Annotated in this window: 7 protein-coding genes; 5 read left to right on the top strand and 2 right to left on the bottom strand. The window is 38.7% G+C overall.

What is annotated here, in order from left to right:
• Positions 1 to 722, top strand: a 722-nt coding sequence (locus ACOVO2_RS12350; RefSeq protein WP_421770273.1) for a glycosyltransferase, incomplete at its 5' end; no start/stop codon positions are given.
• Between the two features lie 22 nt (positions 723 to 744).
• Here the strand turns inward: ACOVO2_RS12350 and ACOVO2_RS12345 are convergent.
• Both ACOVO2_RS12345 and ACOVO2_RS12340 read right to left on the bottom strand, forming a co-directional pair.
• Entirely contained in the window at positions 745 to 1,989 is a 1,245-nt protein-coding gene (locus ACOVO2_RS12345; RefSeq protein ID WP_421770272.1) for a hypothetical protein, read from the bottom strand.
• Positions 1,986 to 2,837 (bottom strand): hypothetical protein, encoded by an 852-nt coding sequence (locus ACOVO2_RS12340; RefSeq protein ID WP_421770271.1) that lies wholly within the window; start codon positions 2,835 to 2,837, stop codon positions 1,986 to 1,988. The genes ACOVO2_RS12345 and ACOVO2_RS12340 overlap by 4 nt, the downstream gene beginning before the upstream one ends.
• A 281-nt stretch (positions 2,838 to 3,118) precedes the next feature.
• Here ACOVO2_RS12340 and ACOVO2_RS12335 point away from each other — a divergent pair, with 281 nt between their 5' ends.
• The 4 genes from ACOVO2_RS12335 (at position 3,119) to ACOVO2_RS12320 (ending at position 8,097) form a co-directional block, all read left to right on the top strand.
• Positions 3,119 to 4,306, top strand: a complete 1,188-nt coding sequence (locus ACOVO2_RS12335) for a phosphoglycerate kinase (RefSeq protein WP_421770270.1) — start codon at positions 3,119 to 3,121, stop codon at positions 4,304 to 4,306.
• Positions 4,307 to 4,898: 592 nt separating this feature from the next.
• Complete coding sequence (locus tag ACOVO2_RS12330; protein WP_421770269.1) at positions 4,899 to 6,110, top strand: saccharopine dehydrogenase C-terminal domain-containing protein; 1,212 nt, start codon at positions 4,899 to 4,901, stop codon at positions 6,108 to 6,110.
• Positions 6,111 to 6,262: 152 nt separating this feature from the next.
• A complete protein-coding gene (locus tag ACOVO2_RS12325) occupies positions 6,263 to 7,033 on the top strand; it encodes a hypothetical protein (RefSeq protein ID WP_421770268.1) in 771 nt (256 codons plus the stop codon).
• Positions 7,034 to 7,260: 227 nt separating this feature from the next.
• Positions 7,261 to 8,097: an energy transducer TonB gene (locus tag ACOVO2_RS12320; protein ID WP_421770267.1), complete on the top strand. Its 837-nt coding sequence runs from the start codon at positions 7,261 to 7,263 to the stop codon at positions 8,095 to 8,097.
• The last annotated feature ends 15 nt before the right edge of the window (positions 8,098 to 8,112 follow it).

The raw sequence follows: 8,112 nt of genomic DNA, 5'->3' as shown, positions 1-8,112 counted from the left end.
GTCAAAATAAAAAAACTACAATAGTTGGATGCAGTCAATGGCTTGCAAATCGGGCGAAAAAAAGTAGTTTATTGAAAGATTTTTCGGTGAAAGCTATTCCAAATCCTTTGGATGTGAGTTTATTTTCGCCACAAGATAAAGCAGATACAAGAGCAAAACTGGGACTGCCGATTGATAAAAAGCTCATACTTTTTGTAGCGGCAAAGGTTTCGGTAATTTGGAAAGGATTTAGTTATTTTCAAGAAGCTTTAGAGATTTTAAAAACACAATATTCTCACAATCAAGATATTGAGTTAGTAATTTTGGGTGAAAGCGATGCCGAAACGATTGCAAAATTACCTTTCAAAGCTCACGCTTTGGGTAGAATTTCCGATGTCAATCAAATCGTTTCTATTTACTCAGCTGCCGATGTTTTTGTCACATCTTCGATTCAAGAAAACCTACCCAATACTATCATGGAAGCAATGGCCTGTGGCACACCTGCGGTTGGTTTTGAGGTTGGAGGAATTCCTGAAATGATTGAATATCCATATACAGGTTTCTTAGCAAAATACAAATCGGCTGAGAGTTTGGCCGAAGGCATGCAGTGGGTTTTGTTTGAGGCAAACCATGAAGAATTATCAAAAAACGCTCGCCAAAAAGTGCTGGATAATTATTCTGAAAAAGTGGTAGTTGAGCAGTATTTGGAGGTTTATCGAAGTCTTGTAGCACAAGTCTCCTGACTTGTTTCGCACAAAGCACAAGTTAGGAAACTTGTGCTACAAAATCAGCTATTTCTTCGTAGGCTTTGAGCACATTTTGCTGTAAATCTTTATTTAGCTTTTGGGCGTTTTGCTTTTTAATAGCCAACTCTTCGGTTGTCAAATTGCCTAAATATGCTCGAATCTGTTTGCCCAAATCAGCATCTTCACGAATCAGCCATGCAGCCTCTTGGAGCATATCCCAATTATCGCTTTCTTGACTACCACAAAACAAAATCGCTCCGCCAGCCGCCACCGCACTGACAGCTTTCGACGGAATCATCAGATGCGTATATTTTGTCAATAAACTCACCAAATGCACATCCAAAAAATTAAGTTGGCTTCTTGGCACATTCGGCAAAATACTTATTCCTTCATAGTTTTTAGCAAAATCAAGCACATTTTGAGCTTTTTTACCGTAAAGAGCCAAAACTAAGTGATGTTTTTCGGGGTTGAAAGCCTTGATAAACTCTATTAAAAACTGCTCGTTGTGGGCATCATTCAAATTTCCACAATACCCAAAATATATCTTTCCATCTGCCTTACGCCATGCAGGTAGCTGACTTTCATAAGTCTGATGAAAAATAACACCACAAGGAAGAATAGACCTCACCCCCTGCCCCTCTCCTCGTAGGAGAGGGGTTGAAGTTGTGATTACTCCCTTCTCCTTTGAGGAGAAGGGTTGGGGATGAGGTGTATATTTTAAATACTTCTCTTCCAAAACCTCCGCTTGTTTTCGCCCCAAAGCAATTAATTTATTGGGAGAGTTTTGGTATGTTTTCTTCAAAAACCATTGATAAATAGCATTTTTCTCGGCAATCATGCCAATTGCTACGAAGGCTTCGGGAAATAAATCCATTGACCACAAAGCCCATTTTCTTTCGGGCGGCGTTCCGTTCGAGAGCAACATCGAAGCCCAAAATGGTAGTAAAGGCGGGCTGGTCATTACAATAATAGCAGCATTCTTGTCAATACTTTTCGCTTTTCTGATAAGTAAAAAGCCATCTAAAAAGCCAGCCAGTTGTTTCAGTAGCTTACTTTTACCATCATAAAGTGTTTGCAACGTATGTAGTTTGCCCACAGGCTCTCGCTTTGCTCCACCACCATCGTCGTTACCTTCGATGTTTACGATATGTACTTCGATTTGATGTTTTTCGATGAGATATTTCGCCAAATCCCATGCAGATTCTCCCGTAATTCCAGGGTTAGGCGGATAATGGCGATTAACTATGATAACTTTTTGGCTCATTCAACTTTGCTCTGATATTTATAACCTCTCGCAAGGTCAAATCTTAATGATAGGCCAAAATTATAACTTATTCCATTCAATGACTGTGTTGCCTCGCCAATTTTATTTGAATTTTCTGTGTAAACCAAATCAGAACGAATGCCTGCATTAGGTGCAAAAGCCATTCGTCCGAAAACACTAATGTAAAATCCGTTGGCCACTCGTCCTTGCAGTTCAGTTTGTAATTCAAAAACAGCCGAGAGTTTTTTGGTCAGAAACGATTTTGAAGTAAGCTCTAATTTGACAGAATCTCTTCCAGCAGCACTAAAACGGTAATCATAACCCGTAAACGTGAGTTCATTAATCAAACGGTCTTTTACATTTGTATTGAAAAGCACTCCACCGCCAACATATAACCCAGCCGTTTTGGTGATGGCATCGAGTGTCCAAACTTTGTATTTGTATCTCAACGGGATTGTCGTAAAATTTCTCCCAATCTGATAGGTAGTTAATCTTCTACGTGTCGCAATCGACTGAATCAGAAAGATAGGATTATTCAGATACCCAGTTTCTACCGCCCATTTATTATCATAGTTATAACCCAAGGACACTCCCCATGCAAAAACATTGTTATTTTGGATACTGACCAAGCCATTGATAGAATTATCGAGCGAAGCATAATTAAGTTTAAAGCCACCTTCAATCCCCATGTACAAACTCATTTCCTTACGGTTGAGGTTGGGATAGGCATTATTTCTTACATCCAAGCGTTTGGTTGGTGGTTTGTAGTATTCTTCATCATCTTGAGCCTTCAACTCACCGAAAATACCTACTACCAAAAACAAAAATATAAATATAGATTTCATCATTCTGTAAATATTTCCAAAACTACTAACAAAGACGACACGCAATCACTAAAAGTTGCCAGTAAAGCAAAACGAGATTTTATTTAGCAAAGAAAAAATATAATTTTTCTATGTTTTTTTAATAAATAACGAAAGAAACGTAGTAGAATTTCGTGATGAAAGCAAAAAGAAAATTTATATTTGTAGAAGATTCTCAAAAAGCCCCTTATAATGTTTGAGCCGCAAAAAATGAGTAAATCTACTTATTTGCTCAGACGCCCATTCACTTAATTATTCATTATTGAATGAAAACCTTAGACACTTATGATTTTTCGGGCAAGAAAGCCCTCATTCGAGTAGATTTCAATGTGCCTCTTAATGAAAAGTACGAAATCACTGACGACACTCGTATCACTGCTACAATCCCGACTATCAAGAAAATCTTGAAAGATGGTGGTTCATGTATCTTAATGTCGCACTTAGGGCGTCCGAAAGATGGTCCAACCGAAAAATACTCGCTTAAACACTTAGTAAACCCACTTTCAGTTATTTTAGGTTTACCAGTAAAATTTGCTGATGATTGCATCGGAGCATCGGCTGCCGAGCAAGCTGCCAGCTTACAACCAGGCGAAGTGCTTTTGCTCGAAAACCTTCGTTTTTATAAAGAAGAAGAAAAAGGAAATGTTGAATTTGCCGAAAAATTATCGAAACTTGGTAATGTTTGGGTAAATGATGCTTTCGGAACTGCCCACCGAGCTCACGCTTCTACGGCTATCATCGGTCAATTCTTCGAAGACCGTGTTTGTGGCTACGTTATGCAAGCTGAAGTAGATAACGCCGAGAAAATCTTAAACAACGCTGAGCGTCCGTTTACGGCTATCATGGGTGGAGCAAAAATCTCTGATAAAATCTTATTGATTGAGCGTTTGTTGGATACTGTTGACAACCTCATCATCGGTGGTGGTATGACTTATACCTTCACAAAAGCACAAGGTGGTTCGATCGGAAAATCGCTTTTAGAAGCTGATAAGATGCCATTGGCTTTAGAATTGATTGAAAAAGCAAAAGCCAAAGGTGTTAATCTAATTATGCCACTGGATAATGTTTGTGGAGATAAATTCTCGAACGATGCCAACCGCATTACGGTACCAACTGGTGCAATTACTGATGAATGGGAAGGATACGATATTGGTCCGGAATCAGTAAAACTTTTCACCGAAACAATCTTAAAATCAAAAACTATTCTTTGGAATGGCCCAATGGGTGTATTTGAATTCCCGAATTTTGCAGTTGGCACAAACGCTATCGCTGAGGCTGTAGTAAAAGCAACTGAAGAAAACGGTGCGTTCTCGCTTATTGGTGGTGGCGACTCAGCTTCGGCTATTAATAATGCTGGATTCGGCGACCGTGTTTCTTACGTTTCAACGGGTGGTGGTGCATTGCTCGAATACATGGAAGGTAAAACCCTCCCAGGTGTTGCTGCTCTTGCATAAATAGTCCACAGTTGATAGCGGGCGGCGTTCCGTTCGACAGTCCATAGTTATTTTTGCATAAAAAATCCCCGTTCTCGAACGGGGATTTTCATTTATAAATATTAGATAAGGAAATAATAATTTGGACACTTACCAAAGTTTAACATTGGTAAAATACAGGCCGATAGCCACTGCTACGGTCAGGCCGCTGATTAATAATAATTCAGCGTACTTCATTTGGGATTCAGATTTGGTTGCTCTGTTCATAACTAATCAATTTTAGTTTATATGGAGTTTCTATTTGGACGCAATCTTAGCATCAAAGCCACAAAAATTCTTCAATATTTCAACTACTACCCACCTTCAATAAACGAATTTAGCTAAAAAAGATTTCGTAATAAATCAAATTTTATTAAACGGTCATTGATATTTCCAAAAAACCTACCTGATTTATACCCTCATTTCTTTTTCAAGTAGTATCTTTGCAAGACTTTGTGTATGCTAAAATGCTTTAAACAAACTTTTGTTGTTCAGCATTTTAAACATATACCGACGAATCAAATTCATCATAAAATCAGGGAAATCTGATAAACCAGTTTAATCAGAGTCAAGAATGTCAAAAGTTATTATCATTGGTGCCGGTGGAGTCGGCAGCGTTGTCGCTCACAAATGTGCGATGAACTCCCAAGTATTTACCGAAATCCTATTGGCAAGTCGCACAAAATCGAAATGCGATAAAATTGCAGCCGATATTGAGGAAATGCACGGTGTGAAAATTCAAACGGCAAAAGTTGATGCCGATAACGTACCCGAATTGGTTGAACTTATCAAAAGTTTCCAACCGAAAATGGTTATCAATGTGGCCCTTCCATACCAAGACCTTACCATTATGGATGCTTGTTTGGAAACCGGCGTTCACTATCTCGATACGGCAAATTACGAGCCAAAAGATGTAGCTAAGTTTGAATATAGCTGGCAATGGGCTTACCAAGAGCGTTTCAAAGAAGCTGGCTTGATGGCTCTTCTGGGTTGTGGTTTCGACCCAGGCGTGACGCAAGTATTCTGTGCGTATGCCAACAAACATCACTTCGACGAAATGCACTACCTCGATATCATCGACTGTAATGCAGGAAATCACGGAAAGGCATTTGCTACAAACTTCAACCCCGAAATCAACATCCGTGAGATTACTCAAAACGGACGTTATTGGGAAAACGGAGAATGGGTAGAAATTCCACCTATGTCAATTCACAAAGCCATTGATTACCCAGGAATCGGCCCGAAAGAATCTTATGTTTTATACCACGAAGAGCTCGAATCTTTGGTAAAAAACTTCCCTACATTGAAACGTGCCAGATTCTGGATGACATTCGGCCAAGCTTATTTGACTCACCTCGAAGTACTTCAAAACGTGGGAATGACCAGAATCGACCCAGTAAAATTCAACGGTATGGACATCGTTCCGTTAGAGTTTTTGAAGGCAGTATTGCCCGCTCCAGATACTTTAGGCGAAAACTATACGGGTCAGACTTCAATCGGTTGTCAAATCAAGGGTATCGAAGATGGAAAAGATAAAACTTACTACGTTTGGAATAACTGCGACCACGCCGAATGCTACAAAGAAGTAAAAGCTCAGGCGGTATCCTACACAACGGGCGTACCAGCCATGATTGGAGCAATGCTCATGCTTACTAACCCAGAATGGCAAAAAGCGGGTGTTTGGAACTGCGAAGAACTAAACCCAGACCCATTCATGGATTTGCTCAATACGCAAGGTTTACCGTGGCACGAGCAAGTAAACGGAGTTTTACCTCACGAATATTGATAGCTCAGTCGATTGTTCACAGACGATAGTCGATAGAACATTTTAAAGAATATAATTAAATCCTGCCACACAAAATGGCAGGATTTTTTCGTTTTTCTGAAGCGAATATTCGGTCTACTCACTATATTTACAAAAGCAATAAACCTGAACTTATGAAAAAAACACTTTTAATCCTTACGCTCATCTCAAACATAGCTCTTGGGCAAGAAAAGAAAGAAGAACCTAAGAAAAACACCGACCCGAAAGAAGATTTGTCAATTCAATCAGCAATGATATACAATTCATTGAACCGAAATGAAGAGATTGCTGGTGGCTCCGCCGCTGTTCGAACCTACGACCTACGCTACGAAGGAATGCAAGGTACCCCCTACTTTATTGATGAATGGCTCACGGGAAAATTAGTTTTCACCAATGGCGATGCTGGAAAGAAAAGCCATTTAATAAAATACAATACACAGACCAAAGAATTATTAATGAAGCGTCCGCAAGGAGATTCTATCGTAGTATTTCCTAATCAGATTACAGCATTTACTATAAATGATGACAGCAAAAATGTGAGTTATCCATTCGTAAAAGTAGAAAATCTTAAAGCCGATGGCGGAACAGTACCAGTTTGCTTTTTGATGGTATTGTATAAAAATAAAACTTCACTACTAAAGTATGTGAGTAAAAGTATTCTGAAAGCCAACTATCAAGGCGGATACAGTGCCGACCGTCGATATGATTCTTATGTCGATAATTCACAATATTTCATTCGCAAGGCCGATAATTCACTGGTGAAAGTAAAAGTCAAGAAAAGCTCAGTTTTGGATGCTTTGGAAGATAAGAAGGCCGAAATAGAAGCCTATATTAAAAAAGAAAACCTTTCATTCAAAAATGATATTGATGTAGCCAAAGTATTGGCTTACTATGATAGCCTGTAGCATTTCTTCTGTTGCTTCGTATCTTTAAAAGTGTCAGATTTCGTTAACACCAACTACGAAATCTGACACTTTTTCTTTTAGATTAGTGATTCTTTTTAGGAAAAAATAAATATTTAGATAAATATCTAAATATTTTTATCCATTTGCTTGCACAATTCATTTTTCTTGCCTAACATTGTATCGTAGTTCAGCGAAACTACAAATGTTCAACTTAAACTTTTACTAAAATGAAACCTCACACACAAGGGGTGCAAGCTACCGCTTTACCCAATCCAACTACGCTCGATGAAATCATTTTCGAGCAACGCAACAAAGATTATGGTGCTTATGAGCTTCGCACCAAATACACTCAAAACCTCAATCGTGCCTTGTGGATTGGCGTCGGTTGTTTTGGGCTAATGCTTCTTACAAACTTTATTTTTGCGAGACAGAAAGAAGAATCTCAATTAATTGTGGTTGAGCATAGTCCCATTAACTTAGATGAACCACTTCCAGAAATTGAGAAACCAAAGGAAGTAGAGCCTCCAAAGCCTGTTGAACAAGTAAAAACCATCACTTTTCTTGTCCCTGAAGTAGTTGAAGAGACAAATAATGAAATGCCTCCACCAGATTATGATGCAATGGAAAATTCAGTTATAAGCGATAAAACACAAGATGGAATTGAAACAGACGAAATTGCAGCTGCCCCTCCTACTGAAGTAAAATCCGTTGAAAAAACAATCGTTGAACTTCCTGAAGAAGATAACACGGCCTTTATAACCGTCGAAGTACAACCATCATTTATGGGTGGAAACAGCGAAATGTACAAGTTCTTAAGCAAAAATCTAAAGTACCCAGCGGCTGCTCAACGTGCCAATATTCAAGGTAAAGTTTTCTTGAGTTTTATCGTTGAAAAAGATGGTAGTATTACCGACATCGAAACTATGAGGGGAATCGGTTTTGGTTGCGATGAAGAAGCCATGCGAGTTGTAAAACTCATGCCAAAATGGATTGCAGGAAAACAAAACGGCAGAAATGTAAGAGTAAAATTTACAATTCCTGTTTTTTTTAGACTTGATGATTAGATATTTGTATAAATA

The sequence above is a fragment of the Emticicia sp. genome, from assembly GCF_049241225.1.
Classification (GTDB): domain Bacteria; phylum Bacteroidota; class Bacteroidia; order Cytophagales; family Spirosomataceae; genus Emticicia.
This window is presented reverse-complemented; position numbering and strand designations above follow the sequence as displayed.

Bases quoted from the DNA above. Each gene is read 5' to 3' on its own strand.
- ACOVO2_RS12345 (WP_421770272.1), bottom strand. From the start codon at position 1,989: ATGAGCCAAAAAGTTATCATAGTTAATCGCCATTATCCGCCTAACCCT.
- ACOVO2_RS12340 (WP_421770271.1), bottom strand. From the start codon at position 2,837: ATGATGAAATCTATATTTATATTTTTGTTTTTGGTAGTAGGTATTTTC.
- ACOVO2_RS12335 (WP_421770270.1), top strand. From the start codon at position 3,119: ATGAAAACCTTAGACACTTATGATTTTTCGGGCAAGAAAGCCCTCATT.
- ACOVO2_RS12320 (WP_421770267.1), top strand. From the start codon at position 7,261: ATGAAACCTCACACACAAGGGGTGCAAGCTACCGCTTTACCCAATCCA.
- ACOVO2_RS12325 (WP_421770268.1), top strand. From the start codon at position 6,263: ATGAAAAAAACACTTTTAATCCTTACGCTCATCTCAAACATAGCTCTT.
- ACOVO2_RS12330 (WP_421770269.1), top strand. From the start codon at position 4,899: ATGTCAAAAGTTATTATCATTGGTGCCGGTGGAGTCGGCAGCGTTGTC.